Here is a 23,276-nt window from a genome sequence, read left to right on the forward strand (position 1 = left end):
TATATGAGAATCGAATAATGAAAACGACTTGTCTGATCATTTTTGCCATGATCACAGCGACACTGATTCCGCAATCACCGGCACATGCTGAAAAGCCCAACGTTTTGTTCCTGATCGCAGATGATCTGAATACCGCTCTGAGTGGTTTTGGACACAAGCAGTGCAAAACACCCAACCTCGATCGCCTGGCGGATCGCGGCGTCAAGTTCCAGAACATGCACTGTCAGTATCCGGTTTGTGGTGCGTCGCGTGCGTCAATCATGTCAGGCCTGTATCCGTATTCGAATTTGACGCTGGGCAATGAGGGCACCTTGCGAGGCAGTATGCCCAATGTGGTAACGCTGTCGCAGACTTTTCGCAACAACGGCTACTACGCGGGACGAGTCAGCAAGATTTATCACATGGGCATTCCGTTTGAGATCATCGACGGAACAGCGGAAAGCGATGATCCTTTTTCATGGGACGAAGCGATCAACATCAAAGCTCCGGAACAAAACGCTCCCGGCGAACTGACGAACTGGTCGCCAAAAGACAAAGGATCACAGAGCTTTACTGGCGTGATTGCATCCAGCGGAGACAGCGAACACGCCGACGGGATGGCAGCAGATCGCGCCATCGAGATGCTTGACCAGGTGAAAGACAATCCGTTTTTTCTAGCCGTGGGATTTGTGAGACCGCACGTGCCTCTCGTCGCACCGAAAAAGTATTTCGACCAGTACGATCGAGAGGCAATGGAAGCGCCAGAGGTGCCGGAGAATGACCTGGACGACGTGCCGGGGATCATCCGCAATTACAAACGAAACAGCACAACGTACGGGGTGACGCCGGAACTGCACAAAGGGCTGTTACAGGCCTACTACGCCAGTATTTCCTACATGGACGCACAGGTCGGACGCGTCCTGGATGCTCTGGAAGAAAAGGGGTTGGCGGATAATACGATTGTCGTCTTCACCAGCGATCACGGATACCTTTTGGGGCATCATCACAAATACCAGAAGCAGCACCTGTTCGAAGAGGCCACGCGTGTGCCGTTTATCATCAGCGTGCCGTGGCTCAAGGATCAGCATGGCCGTGGCACCACAAAGATCACAGAACTGGTCGACCTTTATCCGACTCTGGCCGAACTGGCCAGCCTTCCCGCTCCGGACACGCTTCAGGGAACAAGCTTGAAACCACTTCTGGTTGATACCGAATCGTCTTCCTGGAAGAAGGACCAGGCATTCACCATCAGCCGTAGCGGTGGGGAATCGATTCGCACAACGGACTGGCGTTTCACTCAGTGGGGATTTGGCGAGAACGGCTCGGAGCTGTACGACCTGGAAAAAGACCCGGGCGAATTCACAAACCAGGCAAAAAATCCAGAGTATGCCTCGGTCGTGAAGACGCTGCGGGCTCAACTGATTGCCAAACGCGATGCAGCAGGCTTCAAGCAGAATCAGGCAGCAATTGTCGGCAAGCTAGGCAATGGAAAACAAAAGAAGTAAGTGGGATAGGCTTCTAGCGTGTCATGCCTGCATTGACAGGCTGGAAGCCTATCCCACATTGACGCTTAACGCGTCGAAATCTTTGGAACGACATGATGAATGGTCCAGTAAACCTGTTCGCTGAATGTTGCACCGGATTCGTCGTTAACATTCAATTGCAAACGCAATTGATTGACGGGACGCAGCCCGGGGATTCTCAGCAGCACCGACTTGTGATCTTCGGATAACTGGACGCTCGAGATTGCCACCGATTGCTCGCCAAGCTCTCGGGTTTCGGGGTGATAATGGTCCGATCCATAATTCTTGGTCCACTTGTAGTTCCACTGTTGGGCGGCGTACGAGGCGACGTCGGTTGCCGAAGCGGGATCGACAGGAAAGTTGAACTGAATGCGGAGACCGCCCGATTCGACTTGGCAATCTTCAATCATGCGAAGCGGCTTGCCCGTGTACCGCACGCGATAGATACCGTTGTCGGCGAGTCCCGCGCGACCGTTGTCGTTCCATCCGTTGAGTCCCGTGACATAGAGTTGGCCATCGACGGGGTTCACTCGGCCACGCATGATTCCGGTACCGAAGTCGTGTGGGAATTTGATCAGCGCTGCCTGTTCGGTGCCTCCGATTTCCTGAGTCATCAGATAAAACAAACTGCCTTGCCCGAAGCTGGTGTGCAGAAGACGTCCCGCCAGCGGTCCCCAACGTGGGTCATCGACAAACACTTGGCCGCCCGACGAATTGTCGACCTCTTGTGGCATCCAAATCAGCGGCGGGTCGAACGTCTTTGGCGGCACTACGTTCTTAGCGTCGATCCGACCACCATCCGGTGCCCATGCGCCACCTTTGTGGTTTTGAACGTAGCCATAAAAGCCACCAGGTTTTACCAAGTTGACCTTTGATGCCGGCATCCAGGTGCCTTGATTATCGCTAACGGTTAGCCGGTCATCAGGCAGAATGCCCATGCCATTTGGCGTCCGCAGACCGGTGCAAACGATACTTCGTGTCTTGCCATCCGGCGAGACCTTCACGACCGCGCCAGGCAATTTGTAATCCGTGTACTGACCACTCTTGGCGTAATAGAAATTGCCTTGGCTGTCGGTTTGCAGATCAAAGTTGAACGCATGAAAGTAGGTCGAAACATCTGTGTCAGCGCTGAAACTTTCGTAGAAATCGGCTTCGCCATCGTTGTTCAGGTCGTGCAAACGCGTCAGCCGATCTTTGCATGTTACGTAGATCAGTCCGTCAACAACCTTGATCCCGAACGGTTCGTACATGCCACCAGCAAACCGCTTCCATTTCAGATTCATCAGGTCGTCATCCACACCGGAAACGATCCAAACATCTCCACCGACGGTGGCAACGGCGAGTCGGCCGTCGGGAAAGAAATCGATCGCGGACGTACGAAACCAAGTGTTCCACGGGGTCGACTCAGGAACCGAAATTGTATCGACAGCGTAGGCGGTGTCCTGAAAACCGCGGTACCCAACCGTTTCAAGCGTTTGCGGCCAGCGTAAGTCACCACCTGCGACCATCTCAGCCGGATCGATCCGCTCCAGATTTAAGTTCTTACGTTTTGGCGAATCCGCATCAGCATTAACAAACCGCACGATGTCGAGCAAGCGAGAATCGGTGTCGCATGGAATTCGCACAACCCAACGTTGCTGTTTATCGAGCGTTACGGTGACGCCTGTGGTGTCTCCGCTGATTTGAGGTTGGTGCGGGCCAACGGCCAAAATCAAAGCCTTTCCCTCGCTGATTCGCAGCGTTTGACGCACGGCGGTTTTACCATCGATCGCGGAAGGAACTTCGAGGATTTCGCGACCATCAATCGCGTAGGAAAGAACGATTCGGTCGCCATGCAAATAGTGACCGCGATAATCCAGCCAGCGCTGTGGCAACGGTCCGCGTGGCAACACGTCATCGGTCGGGTAGTCGAGTGATTCATCGTGTCCCCACCGCCAAGTCGACAAACCGGGTACCGGAGTCTCCTTGGGCTGCGAGTAGCCTTCGCCGCGTCCCCGTTTGTGTTGGGTTTGATCGACGTCGAGAAAACCGCCTGTCCAAAGGCCGGCTTGGTCCATCGTGTGCAGGTCGTAAGCGATTGTCTGCTCGCCCAGGGTAACTGTGAGGGCACTGTTGATGTCGCGCCCCAACTGAGACGCCAACGCCGGTCCATAGTCACGATCGGCATCCGGTTTAAAATCCCCCATATCCGTACCGGTTGGCAGTGATTTCAGATACTCATTCGTGATCGGGCGATAGTCGGGGTTGGAATCTTTCATGAAGCGATTGCGAATGTAGCCAATGACCGCGTAACGTTCTTTCGGTGATAACGCAATGGTCGCAGCCATCAATCCGTTGCCCTTGGAAAGCGTCTGGAACATGCTGTAGGGATCAGCACCAAACTTCAATTTTTGTTTCCCGAACGCGCGTGCCGTGGCCAGCGACGGCATATTCCCGTCTGCTCCGTGACATTGCACGCACGATGCTTCGAAAATCTGTTTTCCGCCTTTCGCGTGTGTCTTCTCAACTCTCCTCAGGATGCCAGCGTGATTTAAATTGGCGGTGTCGTCTGCGACAACCAGTTGATCTGCGCTGGGTTTCAACTTGCTTGCCCGCGTGGGACCGCCCGCCTGAATCGCAAACAAGTAACAGATGAGGTCGAGGACGTCTCGCTGAGAGTTGAATGTCGCCATCAATCCGCCCGGCATCATCGAAATCTTTTGCTCGCTGCGTGCTTCGATATCATCCTGTGCGATCACGATTTCGGACTGTAAGTTTGCGGCGTCACGCAGAACCAGTGTCTCGTCGTCTTCGCGAACGAACATTCCGGACCGGACATCACCATCGACCGTTAACACTTGAACCGTCCCATACCCTTTGCGGATCGACTTGGACGGATGCAACAAAGCCTCCACCAAATGAACGTCGGTGACTTCATCGCCGAGTCGCGATAGGTCTGGGCCAAGTGGCGAATCCTGACCCGCCATCGGATCGGCAGCACTCTCATGACATTGAATGCAGCCAGCGGCAGATTTGAAATACACCAGGGCGCCGCGAGCCGGATCGCCACGGCGACGAGCCTCCGCGGCGATATCCGCCGGGTCCGCTCGTTCAAGCAATTGATGCAACGCTGGCGTCTCCTCCCCCCAAACCGTCGCCGTTACCAAGAACATCAGAAGACTAGCTAATCGAATACAGAGCATCGGTGTACCACAAATAAGGATGAATGATTGTGGAAGTAATATGCCGCTCTACGCGGAATTTGTCAGATTTTCTTACGAGTTTTTCATTTTCCGCGTGAGAATGGTGGGCCGCAAGCATAAATACATAAGCGAATAGATCAAACGGTTACGCGACTGCCTTTCTCCAGCGATCTCGCAAAATCACCAATCACACGCTTGAAATTGACACATCGGATCTTGTGATGCCGTGAAAAGGTGTAGCACAGAATGTTCGACTCTCGACATAGGAATCTTGTCTTTGGGTTGATGACGCAACAGGGTGTCTTGGGGACACACGTCTTCCCAAGACGATCTTCGCATGACGGGCGATACCATTACATCCACAACTTCAACACGCTTGAAAGAATCAAACGCGACGAACTGGCTGGCATAAAGATTGATCCGTTTCATCGTATGGGAGCGAAAAAACACCCCGACGTACCCGAAGAAGAGTTATTCGATACGCAGGCTGATCCGTTTGAGCTGACCAACGTTGCGGCTGATCCCGCCTTCTCGCAAATCAAGGCACGGTTGAAACAGGAGCTCTTTTCGTGGATGGATCAGCAGAATGACTTTCTGACCGATGGAGGTGAAATTCCGTTCCTGAAATCGACGCATCCCGTCGACCAATCGGGTGAGTTCTACACATGCCCTCCGCATTTGATTGGAACGGTCAAGCAATTCGTGGATCTGCATGAGCTCACCGATCCAAAACGACACAAGTAATCAAAACAGTGGGATAGGCTTCCAGCCCAGGGCTGTAAGGGTATCGCTGTGGCTTGATTGTCGTGTATTACCGTGTTTTACACTACACGGAGGTTCGCGGTGTCATCTAAAGTCTTTGATCGGTTTGTTAACAAGGCTCCATTTGCCGTCATGACAAGAGTTCTGACGCAAGATTTCATTCGAAGCGATCTTAATCGCATCTTTGATAACAATCGCGAGGCGCAGTACGACTACATCGCCTTGTTTGAGGCCATCGCAGCGACCGTAGCTGATGTGGCGCTCAATTTCAGCGACAACTTCAATCAAGCCTACAGAGAACATAAAGAAGAACTTGGCGTAACGCGTCAATCGTTCTACGCCAAAACCCGAGGCGTGGAGCCAGCCGTTAGTGAAGCAATCGTCAAGCACTCCGCAGAGCGAGCGGTGCAAGCACAAGATGCTTTGGGATTCGTTCCGTGGGAATTACTTCCTGGTTATCGCTGCTTTAGCATTGATGGCAATGTTTTGGCGAAGTCTGACAAAAGACTAAAAGTGCTTCGGGAAGTCAAAGGGGCTCCATTGCCAGGGAAGCTCGTCGCAAGATTTGATTTGCAACGACAAATTTTCGATCAAGTCTATGTCCTGCTTGACGGACACTCGCAAGAGTCGACTTGTTGCGGTCGGATCGTTGAAGATCTGGTAGCCAAAGACGTCGTGATTGCTGACCGGCATTATTGCATTGTGTCATTCTTAACTAAGATTGCTCTGGCGTGTGGCTTCTTCGCGATCCGCCAACATGGGCGTTTAAAAGGTGTTTTGCTTGGGAAACGCAAACGGATTGGTCGCATCAGCACGGGCGTAGTGTACGAGCAAGAGCTAAAGCTTTCCGCTGCGGACGACGCGATGATCGTTCGTCGGATCACTGTCGAGCTGGACAAGCCCACTCGCGATGGCGACACCGTGATTCATGTATTGACTAATCTTCCCAGCGAAGTTTCAGCCACTGACGTGGCTGAACTCTATCGCCATCGCTGGGAAGTGGAAACTGCATTCAACGTGTTGCAGATGACGCTCACTTGCGAACATTCAGGGATTGGACATCCTCAGGCAGCAGCATTACTTTTTTGCATGTCCGTCCTAGCGTTCAACCTCCGGCAGACGATTTTTGCAGTCCTGTATGCAACTCACGAGGAAGAAGAAGTTGACGAGATCAGCCACTTCCACGTCTCGAAGAACGTCTCGGACAAAACCGAGGGCATGCTGATTGCGATCACCGCTGAGGAATGGAGTGAACTGATACCAGCGTCAATGAAAGGGCTTATTTCGCTGCTCACCAAGATCGCTCGCAAGATCGACCTGAGTGAGTATCGCAAATCCCGTCGAGGTACCAAGAAGAAAAAGCCCTATCGATCACGGAACGTTGCATCGCGTCACGTTTCGACGGCGAAGCTGCTAGGATTAACCTAGCAACATACCCTTACAGCCCTGGGCTTCCAGCCTGTCGAATCGAACATGACAGGCTGGAAGCCTATCCCACATCCAATCACTTCCTCCCAGAAAACGACCAACATGAAAACCTCTTTCCTTTTTGCGACCGCCTTACTTTTTTTGGGCTCTGTTGCGACTGCTCAATCGCCACAGAAGAATATTCTCTTCATTGGCGTCGATGATTTACGAGTCGAGCTTGGTTGTTATGGCGCCAAGTACATGAAAACGCCAAATCTTGATGCACTGGCTCAGCAGGGACTTCTGTTTGAACAGGCATATTGCCAGCAGGCTGTCTGTGCGCCTTCACGTATCAGCTTGATGACGGGAATGCGTCCTGATTCGACCGGAGTCTTCGATCTCGACCATCCTCTGAACAAGTCTCTCCCAGACGCGATGTCGATGCCACGGTTCTTTAAGCAGAATGGATACCGAACCGTCTCGCTCGGAAAGATCTACCACCACGGCAACGACGACAAAGCGTTTTGGGATGTGCTGGACGCCTGCTCGACGCCGCAATACGCGGCTCCAGAGACGCTTGCCATGATCGCCGAGAAAACCAAGGAAGCAAAAAAGCAAAAGCTAAAGGGAAAAGACCTTCGGCAGTTGATAAAGGGGCCAGCGTACGAGAGCGGGGATGTCACTGATAGTACCTACTCGGATGGTGTCATCGCTGACAACGCGATCGAGCAACTTCGTCAGAAAGACGGTCGGCTGTTCTTCCTGGCCGTTGGTTTCAAAAAGCCACACCTGCCTTTCGTTGCTCCTAAGAAATATTGGGACATGTATGATCCAGCCGAGATTGAAATTCCCGCACGAACACCACCCCGCGGTGCTCCAGACCAAGCCACCACCACCTGGGGTGAGTTGCGAGCTTACACGGACATTCCCCCGAAAGATGATCTGTCCGACGATCAGACTCGAACGTTGATCCACGGGTATCGTGCTTGTGTGTCCTACATCGACGCCCAAGTTGGCCGAGTGCTTGAGGAAGTTGACCGCCAGGGCCTTCGTGAAAACACGATCATTGTGTTTTGGAGTGACCATGGCTGGAAGCTCGGCGAATACGGTGACTGGTGCAAGCACACCAACTTTGAATTGGATACTCGCGTTCCCCTGATCTTCAGCGGTGCGGGTATCCCGGCTGGCAAGCGATCAAGGGCATTGGTTGAATACATCGACATCTACCCAACACTCGCCCAATGGTGCGGATTGACGATTCCGCAGACATGCGAAGGCAAGAGTTTGCTACCGCTGTTCGCTGATCCATCACTGCCCGGAAAGCAAGCGGCATTAAGCCAGTATCCTCGGGGCAGCACAATGGGATATTCGATCCGCAGCGGCAATTGGCGTTACACGCGGTGGCAACGAAAAAACGGCGAGTTGATTGCGCGAGAGTTGTACGATCATTCTCAGTCTGACGTCGCCACGAAGAACGTTGCAGAGCTTTCCGAAAACGCAAATACGGTGAAGCAACTCGACCAGCGGCTACTTGAAATCGTTAGCCCCTAAATCAAATCACTCGAAGCCGACAAAACATTGACATAGCCAATCGAGCCGTCATCAAGAAAACAGACATCACACAGAAATAGAGTTTGTCGAGGAATGAATCACTGTTCCCCTATATGCCTGTGTCTCGTCGTACTGGCTTGGCCTTCGGCTTTCTTCGGTGTTGATCGCTGGCGCTGGCAGCTCGATAAAACGATTCTGTGATCGGCCAGTGCGGTACAGTGGTCAGCCTAACCGACTTTTCTATCAAAAAAAAACAAGAGATATCTACATGTTGCGATTCTACTTCGCCGTGTTGTCCATGTTGGCAACGCCGATGATGGCTCTGGCCGATGGTCAGTCGGCCAGCGAAAAGAAGCCGAATGTCCTGTTCATCGCCGTCGATGACTTGAACGATTACATCTCACCGCTGGATAACCAAGCCGGAGTCAAAACGCCGAACTTTGATCGACTGGCACGGCGCAGCGTGACCTTTGCCAATGCACATTGTGCCGCGCCCGTTTGCCATGCTTCTCGTGTGTCGATGATGACGGGGGTGCACCCGGTGACATCGGGAATCTACACCAACCTGTTCGGCGCCCACGGACCTCGTTGGCGAGACGAGTCGCCAGCACTAAAAGATGCCGTTGTTCTGTCTCAGCATTTCCGTGATCACGGTTACCACGCAGCCGGCGGCGGAAAGATTTTCCATACCTTGCAGTGGTCGCCAGGCGATTCGCAAAACGATCCTGATGCGTGGGATGAATACCGAGGCGATCCACTGGATCCGATCTCGAAAGACTGGCCTCGACCAAAATTGATTCCTGATGCTAAAGCCGGTTTGACTCCGGGACGACCGCTCGGTCCGCGACATCTCTTCGGTGCGCAACCGCTGCTGGTTCCTGATGAGGAAACCGGAGATCACATGGTGGTCGATTGGGCAACTCAGCAACTCGCCAAACCACACGACAAACCGCTGTTTCTGGCCGTTGGGCTGTTCCGCCCACATATCCCATTCGAAGTACCTCAAAAGTACTTTGACATGCATCCGTTGGAAACAATCAAGCTGCCCGAAGTGATCGAAAACGACCTTGACGATGCACGTGTTCCCCAGCGTCAGCCTTGGCACCGCTGGGTCGTGAAGAATAAACAATGGGAGAAGTTGATGCAGGGTTATTTGGCGAGCATCAGCTATACCGACCACCAACTCGGACTTCTGCTTGACGCACTCGATGCATCGCCGATCAAGGACAATACGATCGTCGTGCTATGGAGCGATCACGGGTTTCACATCGGTGAGAAAGATAACTGGGAAAAGTTCTGTCTTTGGGATCAAACGACGCGAGTTCCGCTGTTCATTCATGTGCCAGGGCAAAGTGCCGACGGCCAACGCACGCGACAACCGGCGACGCTGACCGATGTTTATCCCACGCTTTGCGAATTAGCAGGGTTGCCGGTTCCACCGCAGTGCGATGGGCATTCGTTGGTGCCACAGATTAAGGACCCGGCGGCGAAACACGATCGACTTTCGCTAACGTCCTACGTCTTCGCATCAGAACCGTCACATGCCGTTTCGGACGAACACTACCGGTTCATTCGATACCACGACGGTTTTGAAGAACTCTACGACTTGAAAAACGATCCGCATGAGTTTACCAATCTGGCTGATTCTTCGGACATGATTGCGACGAAGGCCAGACTCTCCCAAGGCCTGCCCAAACAGGCGGCGCCACGCCGAGGCATTCCCAACGAATCGAAGTACAACCTGCGGCGACATCGCAACAAAAACGACAAGAGATAGCCATATTGACTGGGCCTCCCACTAAACGTCTTGTCCTAAGTGGTTAAAATTGGACGCCTATCCGAGAAACACAAACACCATTACCAAATCAAGTCGCTTGACCCAACAATTCGATGATGCAGGTCGTCGAATTGACTCGCACTGGATCACCAATTCCATCGCTTGCAACACAACTCTCACCACAGTCCTCACGATGAATCGATTGTTCCTTCTTCTTTTTTGCTTCAGCTTGGCGTTCAATTCTTCGCTCGATGCCGCGAAGCCCAATGTGATCGTTATCCTCGCGGACGATCTGGGCATCGTTGACATGAATGCCTATGCGACAAAGTTTACGGGGACAGATCCTTCGCAGATGTACTACGAAACGCCGAACCTCGATCGACTGATCAAGGAAGGACTTGCGTTCTCGCAGGCGTACGCCTGCCATCTGTGTTCACCGGCACGAGCTAGCCTTTTGACGGGAAAATACGCGGCGCGCACGGGATTTACAACGGCGGTCGGTGGTAACGTACGAACGTTTTACAACCAGGCGATTGAGCCTCCACAAGGCTACGTCGCTCAGGACGCGTTGGTCTGGGAAGACAAAATTGAGATTCAGCAAGCCTTGCTCAACGGCACCACCCGCGATGCACTCGCGTCGGGACAACCGTCGGACAATGGACAAAATGAAACGACAATCGCCGAGGCGATGCTCGAACATGACGCTGCCTTTATCGGCAAATGGCATGTGGGTGGTCATGGATCGCAGGGCTGGCAGCCGGCCGATCAAGGTTTTGAAGAGATCTCGTATCTCGACGAAGGTGGATCGCCCTACTTCAATTGGCGAGGCATTTGGGATAGCGGACAAAAGCTGCACCCCAAAACACCACAGGCAAAATTGTTGCGTGGGAAATCGGGCGGAAACCTTGGGCAGGAATATCTGACCGATGAACTGACCGAGCATGCAATCGATCACTTGCGTCGTCGAGCCGATGCGCAGGCGACAAACGATAAGCCCTTCTTTCTTCACTTTTGTCACTTTGCGGTTCACACTCCGTTTCAAGGACGCGCCGATGATGTCGCCCACTTTGAAAAAAAACCGACACGAGGTTGGAACGGGCATGATAATGCGATCTATGCAGCGATGCTAAAACGGTTGGATGTCTCGGTCGGCCGGATTCTCGATACGCTCGAAGCAACCGGACTGGACGAAAATACGTTGGTTGTCTTCATGAGTGACAACGGCGGCGTGATGTACACCGATCCGTTCGCGACCAACAATGCGCCGTTCAAGGGTGGCAAGGGGACGCATTTCGAAGGTGGCATTCGCGTGCCATTGGTGATTCGCTGGAAAGGCCATGTCGACGGTAATCGCTGGTGCAACGTACCGGTGGATTGCAACGATATCTTCCCGACGGTTTTGGAATTGGCCGGCTACGATCTTTCCGAGCATATCAAACCAGGTGGGATCGACGGACGCAGTCTGGCCCCACTGCTTGACGACCCCGGCAATGCGAAACGTGGATACACTCGCGATACTTTCTATCAGCATTATCCTCTGAATGTGATCGTCAAGAACCCCGAGGACGGATTGCCATCGGCTCCTTCATCCGCAGTTCGCAGTGGAGACTGGAAATTGATTTTTGATTGGTCCGGTGCACTGCGACTGTACAACATCGCGGAGGATCCATTCGAGATGAATGAGTTGTCGGCGACGATCCCTGAAAAGGCTCGTGAGTTGTTCGTTCAATTGAATGATTGGATTGATACCAACGTCGATGTGAAATACACACCGGCCATCAATCCCGATTACGATCCATCGCAAGAGGCTCGCCAACGTCCGTTCGTGGACCTGCGCCGCAAATACCTAGGTGACGAACGAGCGATTCGCACAGTCGACGACGATCCGAGGTTCAAACTGATTTCGACGGACATCGAACCACACGACAACACCTCCAAATAGTTCCCTACACAAAAGACCATCATGCGAACTCGATTCATCATCGCGACCTTAGTCTTCGTCAACTGCGTCTATAGCATTGCCTCGGTGTTTGCCGCCGAACCCCCGAACGTCGTAATGATTCTGTCCGACGATCATGGCAAGCCGTCGTAGCGGCTCAGTTTCAATCGTCATGCGTTCAGCAGAATGATCCAGAGCAATCGAGCTGAAACCCACAAGCGGAAAGACAGTGGCGCTAGCGAATTAGCAGGTAGAACGTAGCGGAAGTCGTGCGTGACTTTCGGCAATCGACGTATGCGGGCCGAAACTCTTGACGAGTTTCGCTATCTGAAAGCAAGCTCCCTAAAACCCGGCACCCTTGATGAAATTCCTCTCGACACTCCTTTGCACCACTTTCATTTGCGTTGTTGCATATGACGCTCCTGCAGTTGCCGCAGCCGGTGTGAAAAGCGAATCGTTAACGAAACTCGATGGTTTTGATTTGATTTCGTGGTTATCCGGCGACGAAGCGGAGCCGCCGCAGCGGGATCTGTTTTGGAGATTCTGGGGACAGGCTGCCATCCGTAGCGGTCAGTGGAAATACATTGTAACCAGCGACGGCCGCGAGATGCTGTTCAACATTCGAGATGATAAAAAGGAACGGCATAACCTGATTTCTACTCACCCTGAAACCGGATCGAAACTAAAATCAAAACTACAGCAGTGGACCAGCGAACTGGAACCCAAAGGCCTTCCGTCCAAGCCGCTCAACGCGGAAGAACTCGGCTGGTATGACTACTATTTCGAAGTGGCTTCCGCGAAGTCGTCGCCTTAACCAATTTAAAAATGGGGACGGCTACAAGTCACCTAGCATTAATCTGAATTAAACGGAAATACACTCCATGGAATTGAACAAAGAGCAAGTCAGCCGAATCGTTAGCGATGTCCTCCGAAAAGTGAATGTGAGGTCAAGCGACTCAACCGAATCGGCGTCTGCCCGAATACCCGTTGGTGTGAAATCAGGCCGCGCCGCCGTCTTGAAATCGGCAGGTGAGCTCGCGATCGTTGAATTCCCATTGCGTGAAATCGGTCCTGATGAGATTCTCGTGAAAGTCGAGGCTTGCGGAGTCTGTGGCACCGACATCCATTGCTACAAGTCCGATCCATTTGGCTTGGCACCTGTGGTGCTCGGTCACGAAGGCACCGGCGAAGTGATCGAAGTCGGTCGCAACATCAAAATGGACAGCGTTGGCAAGCCGGTGCGAGTGGGCGACAAGATCGTGACCAGCATTCTAGACACGACGGACAGTTGCATGATTGCCAAGTACAATCCGCTGAAGTCCAATCTTTGCGACGATCTTAAAGTCTACGGTCTGTTGCCAGATGAAACGGATAATCATTTTAACGGCTACTTCGCTGAGTACTTGATCATTCGACCGGGGTCGTCAGTGTTTGTCGTCAATGACATGAGCGTCGACTTACGATGCTTGATTGAACCGGCAGCCGTGGTCTGCCATGCGCTCGAACGCGCGAAGCATTGTGGTTCAACTCTGAATTTTCGCTCACGTGTCGTCGTTCAGGGCTGTGGCCCCATCGGACTGCTCATGATTGCGGTGTTGCGGACCTACGGCATCAACAACATCATCGCGATCGATGGCGACCGAGACCGACTCGCCATAGCACGGACCGTCGGAGCGGATGAGCTGATCAATTACAAGGACTTTTCGGGTGTCGATGAACTTGCTGCCAAGGTCGAGAGTTTGACCAAGGGTCTTGGCGCACACTTCGGCTTCCAAGTCACCGGTGTCCCCGTCGCCTTTGCCAACCTGTTCAAGTGCATCCGTCGTGGCGGCGGGATATGCGAAGTCGGGCATTTTGTCGACGGTGGCGATTGTGCGATCAACCCGCACCATGACATCTGCCGGAAGGAGATCACACTGACCGGCAGCTGGGTCTACAACAGCTTCGAGTATCCGAACGCTTATCACTTTCTGCAGCGAGCAGAACGCATTGGTTTGCCTGTGTCCTCTCTTATCACCCACAAGTTCCCGCTGGCTCAAATTCAGGAAGCCTTTGAAGTGAATCTACGCCAAGAAGGTATCAAGGTTGTGGTCAAAGCCAATGAATGACAACCGTTGCGAAAACATTAAGAACCGGGCATCTATTGGTCTGTCAACCTTGAATCTTAGTGTAGTGGACGAGGCAACCCTAACTTTCAACCGTTTTGCGTTCCTGGTTGGTTGCCGAACAGCGACTTCAGTTGCTTGATTTTGGTGATGCAGTTTTGACCGGCCTTATCAGTACCGGTGCCCGTCAATGTGATCGGTGTACCACAGTGGTAGGCCAAATTGAAATGGTGAAAATCTTGGAACGAGACTTCGATACGTACCGAATTTGTCTCATCGACGTCGACGAAAAAGATCTTCGCTTCGTCCAGGTTATCCGATAATCGCAGTCGCCCTTGGACTTCGATTTTGTCGCCCGTCCGCCGTACCCAGCTTTCAAACGGACGTTCCTGAAAGGGTTCGAAGTCCGAACCGTCCAGGCCGCTGAGCCCTTGCGACGAGCCCGCGAATGAGTTGGTTTCGACGCCAAATTTCTGCAGTAGTGTCAGATGCAAACGCCCGATCTGTTGATTGTTGGCGTACCGCACATAACGACCGGTCTTGAGCATTCCGCCACCACCCCCAGCCATCACGATCGGAATCCGCGTGGCGGTATGGTTATCACTGTGTCCCATGCCCGAACCATACAGCACCACGCTGTGATCAAGCAGCGTTCCGTGGTGATCTTTGAACGACTTCATCCGCGTCAGCAGGTAATCAAACTTCTCCATGTGCCACAAACTGATCTTTAGTAATGCGTCGAGGTTTTGACGCGAGAAGTTGCGAAAGAAATGCGACAGGTAATGGTGCTGTTGAGTTATCCCCAGGAAATCAAAAATCATGCGGCTGTTACTGTTCCCCAACATGTAGGTCACGCAGCGAGTTGAATCGGTCCACAACGCCAACGCGATTAGATCGATCATCGATTCGACCTGTTCGTCAAGGTTCGCTGGGGCAAGCGGTCGCTCCAGAGTGGCGACGTCCAACGGCGAACGATCGACGGTCTTTAAGTTATGGAGCCGTTTCTCGGTTTCTCGCACCACCGACAGGTATTGATCCAACGTTTGCCGGTCCTCAGCACCCGCTTGTCGATTGAGCGTCTTGGCATCTTCAGCGACGCGATCAAGCAAACTGACCATCTCGGCGCGTTTGGTTGCATTCCGCATGGGACTGCGGAACAGTCGATCGAAAATCAATTGCGGATCGCTCTCGCGAGGAATCGGATCCCCGTTGTGATCATAAGAGATATAGCTGCAACCGATTTGGTTAGGAAACAGACCTTCGGTCGTCAATTCCAGCGATCGCAGCGGCGTGTCGCCACCAATTTTGTCAGCGATCAATTGATCGACCGAGGCGCTATCGGTGTTCTTGTGGTGTCCGGACAAAAATCGACGCGTGGAATTTGCGTGCGAGGAAAATCCAAAGTCGCCCATGTTGTCCAATATCAACAGGTCGTTTTTGTGTTTGGCGAACGGTTGCATCAGCGGTGACATACGGAAATCGAATTCCTGGCCACCATTGATGTTCCAGCTCGGCGGATGCACACCGTTAGGCTTAAACAACGTCATGAACCGAACCGGCGGCTGTGTTTGCTCAGCGCCGCGAGCGGTCGACTCCATCAAATTCAAGAACGGCAGCGGCAATAAGGGGCCCGCGGCACTGCGTAAAAAACGGCGTCGATCCATTTGCCAACTCATGCTGGGGCGTTCCTTGTCTAAATCTTTTGACTTTGCTTGACCGTTTCACGAAACGGCAAGCTGTTTACGATTTGACCGATCAGGTCGCGATATGTGTCGTTGTTCTGAAGCAAATCGGCAACAATTTGTTCCACCGCAGGCCGGTCATAGGCTTGCAGTTTTCGAGCGAGTGCATAGGCCATCATCTGGCGTACGATATTGCGAATCACCCGCTCACGATGTTCCGTGACCAGGATTTGCTTCAGTCCGCGGAAATCATCGAACGTTTCGCCTGAAGGCAATTTGCCACTGGTATCGATGCCTTGGGTGCGTGCCGCGACCTTGCCCTGGTTATCGTAGGCCTGCAACGAAAAACCGAGCGGGTCAATCTTGTCATGGCAGACGGCACAGGTTGGGTTGCTGCGGTGCTGCTCGAAGCGTTCGCGGAACGAAAGCTTCTCACCGGGCCGATTTTCCGGAACCTGCCCAATGTTGGCTGGCGGGTCGGGCAGGTGTTCGCCCATGATTCGTTCCAGCAACCACGTGCCACGCAGCACCGGCCCGCGATTCATCGCCAATACGCCTGGCATTGTCAGCAGACCGCCGCGATCCAAGTTTTCATTGAGCTGAATTTTCTGGTTTGGCAACGCTTGGACTTCCACCCCCACGGGTCGGCGATGGGCCACCAATTGTCGACGTTCCGCACCGTAGTACTTTGCCGTGTGAGAGTTGATAAACGTGGTGCGTGAATCGATCAATTCAACCAGCGGTCGATCCTGAGTGAATAGATAGTTAAGGAAATCGATCGGTTGGTTTTTCAATCCATGCACAAGTGACGGATTGTTGGAAACGTGATCGATCTCGCCGAGCGAAAACCATTGCACGCCAAAATCTTCGGCTAAGTTACGGGCTTTGGGGGACGCAAGCATGCGTGTGATCTGCGTGTCGATGACGTCTGGCTGTGCGAGTTGCCCAGAGCGTGCGAGGTCAAGCAACTCGTCGTCAGGCATGTCGGCCCACAGAAAGTAGCTTAAACGTGCTGCCAGTTCGAAATCGTCAACAGGGACTTGTACATCGGTGGCAACATTCATGTGGAGACCACGATACAGGAACGCGGGCGACATCAGAATCGCTTTCAATTCCATTCGCAACGCGTCGTGTAATGCCGCGTCCCGTTTTCCCTCCAGTGCCGACAATGACTTTGCGATTTTTGCGTCGGGGACGTCGCGGCGATAGGCCCGGCGAGCGAACCGCCGCAGCATGGTTTCGGCTTGCGTGGGAGTGAGCCACTGACCGTCGACTTTACCGGTGTACGCCTGCAACGCATTGCGATGTTGTGTGGAGAAGAGTTTTTCTAATCCGTTATCGACCAAGTAAGAATATTGATCCCACAGGACCGTGGTTAGCGGATTTCCCGAAGTGTCGTTGGTAAAGCCGCTTGGTCCCGGCGGATCGGTGGGCAGCAGTTTCATCACCAACGATTCTTCGACCAGCGTTTCCTCGGCCTTGCGGATCGCGACTTCGAGCGGAAAGCCAAACATCGCGTGCAGTGTGTTGCGGTACTCATGAGCGGACAATCGTCGAGGGCGGAAAAAACCGGGATGTGCTTCGACGGAGTCTACAAAACGTTCTTGATACCAATTTCGCAGCGTTCGTTTTTCGGTATCCGTTAGGGGCGGTTGATCGTCGGGCGGCATCAAGCCGTCGTCAACCAGTTCCACAGCCCGCTGCCAAGTATCGAAGGCCGCATCAATGGCGGTCGAGTTGTTGAGTAGTGTGAGATCGAGATCGCCATGAATCTCGTCGCCGCCTCCATGGCATCGCACACAGTGCTGCTTCAGCAGCGGTCTAATGGATTCGCTGAAAGAGTCAGCGGACGAGGGGACCACAACTGTCAACAGAAACACGATCGCGAAGCAGGCGGAGGTAAAGCGATACAACAACATATCTTGTAGCCAATCCACCCGAAAAACGCGGGGAAAAATGCCTTAACGGCGATGGGCGGGGGGGCCGTGATTATAGCTCAATGCCAAACCGCTGGCAAATTGGCCGGGTCAAGGGTCAAGTCTCTTTTCTAACGTCGATCCGTCCTCCATCAGGTGCCCATGCGCCGCCCTTATTGTTTTGGACGTAGCCATAGAAAGCACCTGGCTTTACCAAGTTGCCCTTGGAAAGCGTCATGAACATGCTAAAGGGATCAGCACCAAACTTCATTTTTGTTTGCCACTTCAAAAATTTGTTTTCCACCTTTGACGTTTCGTTCACTCACAGTTCTCAGTCATCGAAATGCAAATCGCAGTAGTGAGCCGTGGGCCGTAAGGCACCGGGTATTGCGTGCAACCCGGGCGCTCACGCGCGAGCGGCTCACTAAATCAACAAGCCGCTAGTTCGACTGTCCCATTTCGTGAGCCGAACGCGCTAGCGTCGGGCCGCCGCTCAGTAAATCGTGGCTAAAAAGAGGCCCGCGGCTAGCGCCGTCGGCTCACAAATGCAGGGTAGACAAAAAAATGGGACAGTCGAACTAGCGCCAAAACGGCTAATATGCCGAAAGACTCCTGCCTACCTGCTTAGGACCGTCGGATTTTTAAGTGGCGGTCGATGCTACGTAGCTACCGTCACCAGACGGTGGATCCACGCTCTGGCGAGCGTAGCTACGACAGTTATTGTTCCGACGGTCCTTAGGAAAATCCTCGCCCGGCTGCGTCTACTGGTTCAGCGGCTCGACCACAATATATCCAGCCTTGATGTCGTTCCTAATGATGCGTCAGTTATTTGCGCCGAGGAACCCAGGTTTCTGGAGCATCCAACATCAGCGGCTCATGGAAAACGGTTAGCTGATCGCCTTGTTCTTCGATCCACAACTTCAGCTCGGATAGCAGATTTTGCTGAACGTCAGCGAGTTTTGGGTTGCCTGCGAGATTGGTGAGTTCGTGGGGATCTTCTTTCAAGTCAAACAGCTCATACTCAGGCCGACCGTAATATCGGGCGAGAACTTTCGCTGCGTGCTCGTCTGTCTTCGCGGCCGTCATCCATTGCTTGAAGTAGTCGCCCGAGGTTTCGCGGAGCAGTAAATCGATATAAGACGTGAACGCAAACTCGGGGTGCGGATTCCAGATGAGCTTGTAGCGATCAGTGCGAATCGATCGACTCAAGTACACGTTCATTTTCAAGTCGCCACTGTGCGTCGTGAAGATGCGTTTCCGATGCGAATCGGTTTTGCAACGAAGAACCGCCGCGAACGAACGACCGTCCAGGTTCTCGGGAACCTCGCCGCCAGCGATATCGATCAGCGTCGGCAAGATGTCAACCCAACTCACCATCGCCTCGGTTCTTGCACCGGCTTTGATCTTGCCTTCTCGGGCGACAACCAGCGGTACACGAATCCCTTCGTCATACAGCGTCCATTTCCCAAACGGGAATTGAGCACCGTGATCGCTGGAGAAAACAAACAGTTTGTCCTTGGACATGTGCTTGTCGGTCAGCTCACGGAGTTCACCGAGGTACGCATCCAGGTTTTTGACCTCTTGCAGGTAGCGTGAACGTTGGACACGAGTGCGAGGTGTGTCCAACAATTGCGGAGGCATCGCAATCGCTTCGGGATCGACCGTTGTCTCGCTTGGCCAAGGCACGTGCGGATCCGAGACGCCGACAAACAGAGCGAGCGGCCGCGGGTCGGTACGGTTCTCGAGAAACTTTTTAACAGTCACCTGAAGCTCGGGAATGTTCTGTTTCAAGTCGTAAACATGGAAGTGATAGTCCGGCGCGCTTCGCAAGTGAGCGACTTTTCCAAACGCCGCCGTCTGATAACCGAGCTCGTTCAGTACTTGTGGCAAACGAAGGACATCTTCACGCGGGTAGCTGTGGTTTTCCTCGGCGCCATTGCGAGCTGGCATCAGCCCAGTCAGCAGCGCCGCGCGGCTGACAGCGCATGACGGACTAGCGACAAAGCCGCGATTGAACGTCATTCCGTCCGCCGCCAATTGATCGATCGAGGGGGTCCGGATATTCGTTCCGCCGTAGAGTGACAGATCTGCGGCGGAAAGGTCGTCGGCTAAGTAAACGACGATGTCAGGTGGACGTCGAGTTTCAGCGGCCAGTGCGGGGATTGCGAAAAACAACCCACAAACACACATGCTCAACGAGCACGCCAACAGATCGATTTTCAAACTCTTCATATTTTTCAGTCCAATATCATTACCGATTATTCATTGAGATTAAGAATCATATCACTATCAAAATTGCGTTGATCCCATCTCCTCGTACTTTTCGAGCGTGTGAGGGGAACGAATTGGCTCCGATGAAATTGGCTCCGATAAAACGATCCCCGACATTAGTCCTGGACTTGCCATTGATATTTGCACGACTTCCCTAGAAAAAGTAAGATCGACAGTGTTTTACTTCGTATTTCGGAAAATTATCGCAAAAACGCGTGAGCTGACGGGATGATAATAGTCACCCTTTGTCATCCACGAATTCAGCATCGGCGATCCACGGTGATGGTGAGTACAATGCAGTCGCCCAGACAACTCGGCACAAACAAGGCCGCCTGAAATCCCACCTGCGAACAAAACCACCCCACGTGATCGCGGCGAAACGTTTTCGCTAGGGCAGAACGAATAAGTTCCGTCCTTTCGGAAAACGCACCGCACCGGAAGCTCTGCCTCGACCGCCAAATGTTAGCAGGCAGAGCCTGCAAGGCAGTGGGTTCCCAGGCAGAGCCTGCTAACCAGAAAGCCGAACGGACCCGAAGGTTTGGGCACTAGGGGGCAGAGCAATATGAACATCATTATTTACGAGGATACCGAGTGCGACGAACAACTTTCCTGGCCGTTGCTATCGTTACTTTATCGCCGTTGGGTGCAACCGAAACGGACAATCACGAGACGCCAACTGCGGATGTCACGTTTGATCGAGATATCCGTCCGTTGCTGTCGTCGCGATGCTTTGCCTGTCATGGTCCCGATGCAGAGTCTCGCGAAGCGGGACTGCGGCTGGATCAAGCACACGGCGACGAAGGGGCAATCGGTATTGCGATTGAACCTGGCTCGATTGACGATAGCGAACTATGGAACCGGATCACCACGGATGATGAATCGATGCGAATGCCGCCCGCGGACTCGCATCTAAAGCCGTTTTCGAAAAAGGAACAGCAGCTCATTCGTGCCTGGATCGAATCGGGCGCCGATTACGAAGATTTTTGGGCATTTGCTCCGCCCCAACGACCGAAGACGCCAGTCGTCAAATACAAACATTGGAGCGAACAACCGATCGACCTGTTTGTGCTCCGCAAGCTCGAAGCGAATGGCATGTCGCCTGCCGAAGAGGCCGATCCACGAACCCTGGTTCGCCGGGTAACGTTTGATCTGACCGGGCTGCCGCCAACTCGCGACGAGGTCCGTCACTTTGCCCTAGCGTATTCGAGGTCCCCTGAGGTCGCTTGGGAAAAACTCATCGACGATTTGATCTCTCGACCCCAGTATGGCGAACACATGGCTCGCTATTGGCTAGATCTCGTCCGGTTTGCCGACACCAACGGAATGCACAAGGATTTCTATCGCAACCATGTCGCCTATCGCGATTGGGTCATCCGAGCGTTCAACGAAAACCTTCGCCATGACGATTTCCTTCGCTACCAATTGGCTGGCGACCTGTACCCGGAACCGACCAAGGATCAATGGATTGCTTCTGGATTCCACCGATTGCATTTGATCATCGACCGAGGCACCGCGCTGCCCGAAGAAAGCCATGTAAAAAACGTGCTAGACCGGGTCACCTCGGTTGGAACTGCGTTCATGGGTCTGACCGTGCAATGCGCCCAATGTCATGACCACAAGTTTGATCCAATCACCCAAAAAGACTTTTTCTCGCTGTACAGTTTCTTTAACAACATTGACGCCGAGCCTGAGACCAACCCGCGAAAAACCGTCGCAGGATTGCAGGAACCCATTGTTCGTTTTCCCACCGAAAAACAGCAGGCGGAACTAAAACGCTTGGACGCCCAACTTGCCCAATGCAACGACCAGCTTCAAGGCGTGATCGCATCCATTGAATCCTTGGCCAAGCAAACGAAAAGCGAAGCGTCTACCGACGCAGAAAAAGAGGAAAGTGTTGTAGGTGCAAAGGCGACTGGTGATAAACCAGCCGAACATAAACCAACCGAAGTTGAACCAGACAAGGATGAGCCGAACGGTGATAACACGGCCAAGCAGGACCACGGCAAGCGGGACGACGGCGGTCTGGCGAAGCTAAACAAAGAGAAAAATGCATTAGAAAAAAGAATCAAAGAGCTGAATCGCCAACGCGATACCATCGAGCGATCGGTGGAAAAGGTAATGGTGATGAAGGAACGCGGCGACGTTCGAGAGACATTTATTCTCGTCCGAGGACAATATGATGCTCCAGGCGAAAAAGTTGAACGAGACGTCCCCGGATTCTTGCCACCGCTGAAGAAATCTGCGGATGTGGCCTCTCGAATGGACTTGGCTGAGTGGTTCGTTGCCCCCGAGAACCCGCTCACCGCTCGCGTCGCAGTCAATCGTTTCTTTCAATCGTTCTTCGGCGTCGGTCTGGTCAAAACGTCAGAAGATTTTGGCAATCAAGGCGAGGTGCCAAGTCATCCCGAGTTGCTTGACGAACTTGCGGTCTCCTTTATCGAATCCGGATGGGATGTGAAGGCCCTCGTCAAACAGATTGCCATGTCAAAAACCTACCGGCAAGCATCCAGTGCCACACCCGAGCAATTCAAGGCTGACCCCGGAAATCGGCAACTCGCCCGCGGCCCCCGGTATCGATTGGATGCGGAGATGATCCGCGACCAAATCCTGACGACCAGCGGTTTACTGTCCACCAAGATGCACGGTCCGAGTGTGAAACCACCCCAGCCCGATGGATTGTGGCAGGCCGTTTCCATGACGGGTGAGCGATATGTGGCGGATTCTGGCGAGTCCATCTATCGGCGTAGCATCTACACGTTCTGGAAACGAGCGATGCCGCCGCCGCAAATGACCATTTTGAACGCTCCCATTCGCGATGCCTGTATCGCTCGGCGTGAGCGGACCAATACACCGTCGCAAGCATTGTTGCTACTGAATGAAAGCGAGTATTTGATGGCCGCGCGTCACTTGGCTCAAGCAACGTTGGCCGAGCCGACCCAACAGCGACTGCAGTTTGCTTGGGAAACCGTCACGGCAAAACTGCCCGATGCAGAAGAAAGTGAGATCATCGAAAACCTACTGAATGACTTGACGGATCTCTATCAGAACCATCCCGATTTGGCGAACGATCTTTGTCGCGACTTGGCGATAGACGCTCCAGAGGCGAAGGCGGAACTGGCTGCCTGGACCGTCGTTTGCAACACGCTGTACAACCTCGACATCACCAAAACCAAGGACTAAAC

At 53.1% G+C, this 23,276-nt stretch carries 15 protein-coding genes; 10 read left to right on the forward strand and 5 right to left on the reverse strand.

The features are described 5' to 3' along the window. Window positions 1–17: 17 nt before the first annotated feature. Window positions 18–1,484, forward strand: coding sequence for a sulfatase (locus SH528x_RS35390; RefSeq protein ID WP_442508120.1), 1,467 nt, complete (start codon window positions 18–20; stop codon window positions 1,482–1,484). 65 nt (window positions 1,485–1,549) lie between these two features. On the opposite strand, the gene SH528x_RS35395 is transcribed toward SH528x_RS35390, so the two are convergent. Further along, window positions 1,550–4,684 carry a DUF6797 domain-containing protein gene (locus tag SH528x_RS35395; RefSeq protein WP_442508121.1) on the reverse strand — a complete coding sequence of 1,045 codons (3,135 nt, stop codon included), beginning with the start codon at window positions 4,682–4,684 and terminating at the stop codon, window positions 1,550–1,552. Window positions 4,685–4,930: 246 nt separating this feature from the next. Here SH528x_RS35395 and SH528x_RS35400 point away from each other — a divergent pair, with 246 nt between their 5' ends. The 8 genes from SH528x_RS35400 to SH528x_RS35435 all read left to right on the forward strand — a co-directional run bounded on the left by SH528x_RS35400 (window position 4,931) and on the right by SH528x_RS35435 (window position 14,228). Next, the gene (locus SH528x_RS35400) at window positions 4,931–5,428 is read left to right on the forward strand and encodes a hypothetical protein (protein WP_442508122.1); all 498 of its coding nucleotides are present in this window, start codon (window positions 4,931–4,933) and stop codon (window positions 5,426–5,428) included. A gap of 99 nt (window positions 5,429–5,527) precedes the next feature. Further along, entirely contained in the window at window positions 5,528–6,874 is a 1,347-nt protein-coding gene (locus SH528x_RS35405) for a transposase (protein ID WP_442508123.1), read from the forward strand. Window positions 6,875–6,976: 102 nt separating this feature from the next. Next, the gene (locus SH528x_RS35410) at window positions 6,977–8,404 is read left to right on the forward strand and encodes a sulfatase (protein WP_442508124.1); all 1,428 of its coding nucleotides are present in this window, start codon (window positions 6,977–6,979) and stop codon (window positions 8,402–8,404) included. 268 nt (window positions 8,405–8,672) lie between these two features. Continuing rightward, window positions 8,673–10,181: a sulfatase gene (locus tag SH528x_RS35415; protein ID WP_442508125.1), complete on the forward strand. Its 1,509-nt coding sequence runs from the start codon at window positions 8,673–8,675 to the stop codon at window positions 10,179–10,181. Window positions 10,182–10,374: 193 nt separating this feature from the next. After that, on the forward strand, window positions 10,375–12,123 hold the full coding sequence (locus SH528x_RS35420) for a sulfatase (RefSeq protein WP_442508126.1): 1,749 nt from the start codon (window positions 10,375–10,377) through the stop codon (window positions 12,121–12,123). Between the two features lie 21 nt (window positions 12,124–12,144). After that, the gene (locus tag SH528x_RS35425) at window positions 12,145–12,273 is read left to right on the forward strand and encodes a hypothetical protein (RefSeq protein WP_442508127.1); all 129 of its coding nucleotides are present in this window, start codon (window positions 12,145–12,147) and stop codon (window positions 12,271–12,273) included. Window positions 12,274–12,481: 208 nt separating this feature from the next. Further along, window positions 12,482–12,934: a hypothetical protein gene (locus SH528x_RS35430; protein ID WP_442508128.1), complete on the forward strand. Its 453-nt coding sequence runs from the start codon at window positions 12,482–12,484 to the stop codon at window positions 12,932–12,934. Window positions 12,935–13,001: 67 nt separating this feature from the next. Further along, entirely contained in the window at window positions 13,002–14,228 is a 1,227-nt protein-coding gene (locus tag SH528x_RS35435; protein WP_442508129.1) for a zinc-dependent alcohol dehydrogenase, read from the forward strand. An 86-nt stretch (window positions 14,229–14,314) separates the two neighbouring features. On the opposite strand, the gene SH528x_RS35440 is transcribed toward SH528x_RS35435, so the two are convergent. The 4 genes from SH528x_RS35440 to SH528x_RS35455 form a co-directional block, all read right to left on the reverse strand. Further along, window positions 14,315–15,901, reverse strand: a complete 1,587-nt coding sequence (locus tag SH528x_RS35440; RefSeq protein WP_442508130.1) for a DUF1552 domain-containing protein — start codon at window positions 15,899–15,901, stop codon at window positions 14,315–14,317. A 17-nt stretch (window positions 15,902–15,918) separates the two neighbouring features. Next, entirely contained in the window at window positions 15,919–17,844 is a 1,926-nt protein-coding gene (locus SH528x_RS35445) for a DUF1592 domain-containing protein (RefSeq protein WP_442508131.1), read from the reverse strand. Window positions 17,845–17,941: 97 nt separating this feature from the next. Further along, window positions 17,942–18,094 (reverse strand): hypothetical protein, encoded by a 153-nt coding sequence (locus SH528x_RS35450; RefSeq protein WP_442508132.1) that lies wholly within the window; start codon window positions 18,092–18,094, stop codon window positions 17,942–17,944. 554 nt (window positions 18,095–18,648) lie between these two features. After that, complete coding sequence (locus SH528x_RS35455) at window positions 18,649–20,055, reverse strand: sulfatase family protein (RefSeq protein ID WP_442508133.1); 1,407 nt, start codon at window positions 20,053–20,055, stop codon at window positions 18,649–18,651. A 678-nt stretch (window positions 20,056–20,733) separates the two neighbouring features. On the opposite strand from SH528x_RS35455, the gene SH528x_RS35460 reads away from it, so the two are divergent. Then, complete coding sequence (locus SH528x_RS35460) at window positions 20,734–23,274, forward strand: DUF1553 domain-containing protein (protein ID WP_442512236.1); 2,541 nt, start codon at window positions 20,734–20,736, stop codon at window positions 23,272–23,274. The last annotated feature ends 2 nt before the right edge of the window (window positions 23,275–23,276 follow it).

The organism is Novipirellula methanifontis (genome assembly GCF_052161655.1).
Classification (GTDB): Bacteria; Planctomycetota; Planctomycetia; order Pirellulales; family Pirellulaceae; genus Novipirellula.

Bases quoted from the DNA above. Each gene is read 5' to 3' on its own strand.
- SH528x_RS35390 (WP_442508120.1), top strand. From the start codon at position 18: ATGAAAACGACTTGTCTGATCATTTTTGCCATGATCACAGCGACACTG.
- SH528x_RS35395 (WP_442508121.1), bottom strand. From the start codon at position 4,684: ATGCTCTGTATTCGATTAGCTAGTCTTCTGATGTTCTTGGTAACGGCG.
- SH528x_RS35400 (WP_442508122.1), top strand. From the start codon at position 4,931: ATGTTCGACTCTCGACATAGGAATCTTGTCTTTGGGTTGATGACGCAA.
- SH528x_RS35410 (WP_442508124.1), top strand. From the start codon at position 6,977: ATGAAAACCTCTTTCCTTTTTGCGACCGCCTTACTTTTTTTGGGCTCT.
- SH528x_RS35415 (WP_442508125.1), top strand. From the start codon at position 8,673: ATGTTGCGATTCTACTTCGCCGTGTTGTCCATGTTGGCAACGCCGATG.
- SH528x_RS35420 (WP_442508126.1), top strand. From the start codon at position 10,375: ATGAATCGATTGTTCCTTCTTCTTTTTTGCTTCAGCTTGGCGTTCAAT.
- SH528x_RS35425 (WP_442508127.1), top strand. From the start codon at position 12,145: ATGCGAACTCGATTCATCATCGCGACCTTAGTCTTCGTCAACTGCGTC.
- SH528x_RS35430 (WP_442508128.1), top strand. From the start codon at position 12,482: ATGAAATTCCTCTCGACACTCCTTTGCACCACTTTCATTTGCGTTGTT.
- SH528x_RS35435 (WP_442508129.1), top strand. From the start codon at position 13,002: ATGGAATTGAACAAAGAGCAAGTCAGCCGAATCGTTAGCGATGTCCTC.
- SH528x_RS35440 (WP_442508130.1), bottom strand. From the start codon at position 15,901: ATGAGTTGGCAAATGGATCGACGCCGTTTTTTACGCAGTGCCGCGGGC.
- SH528x_RS35450 (WP_442508132.1), bottom strand. From the start codon at position 18,094: ATGAAGTTTGGTGCTGATCCCTTTAGCATGTTCATGACGCTTTCCAAG.
- SH528x_RS35455 (WP_442508133.1), bottom strand. From the start codon at position 20,055: ATGAAGAGTTTGAAAATCGATCTGTTGGCGTGCTCGTTGAGCATGTGT.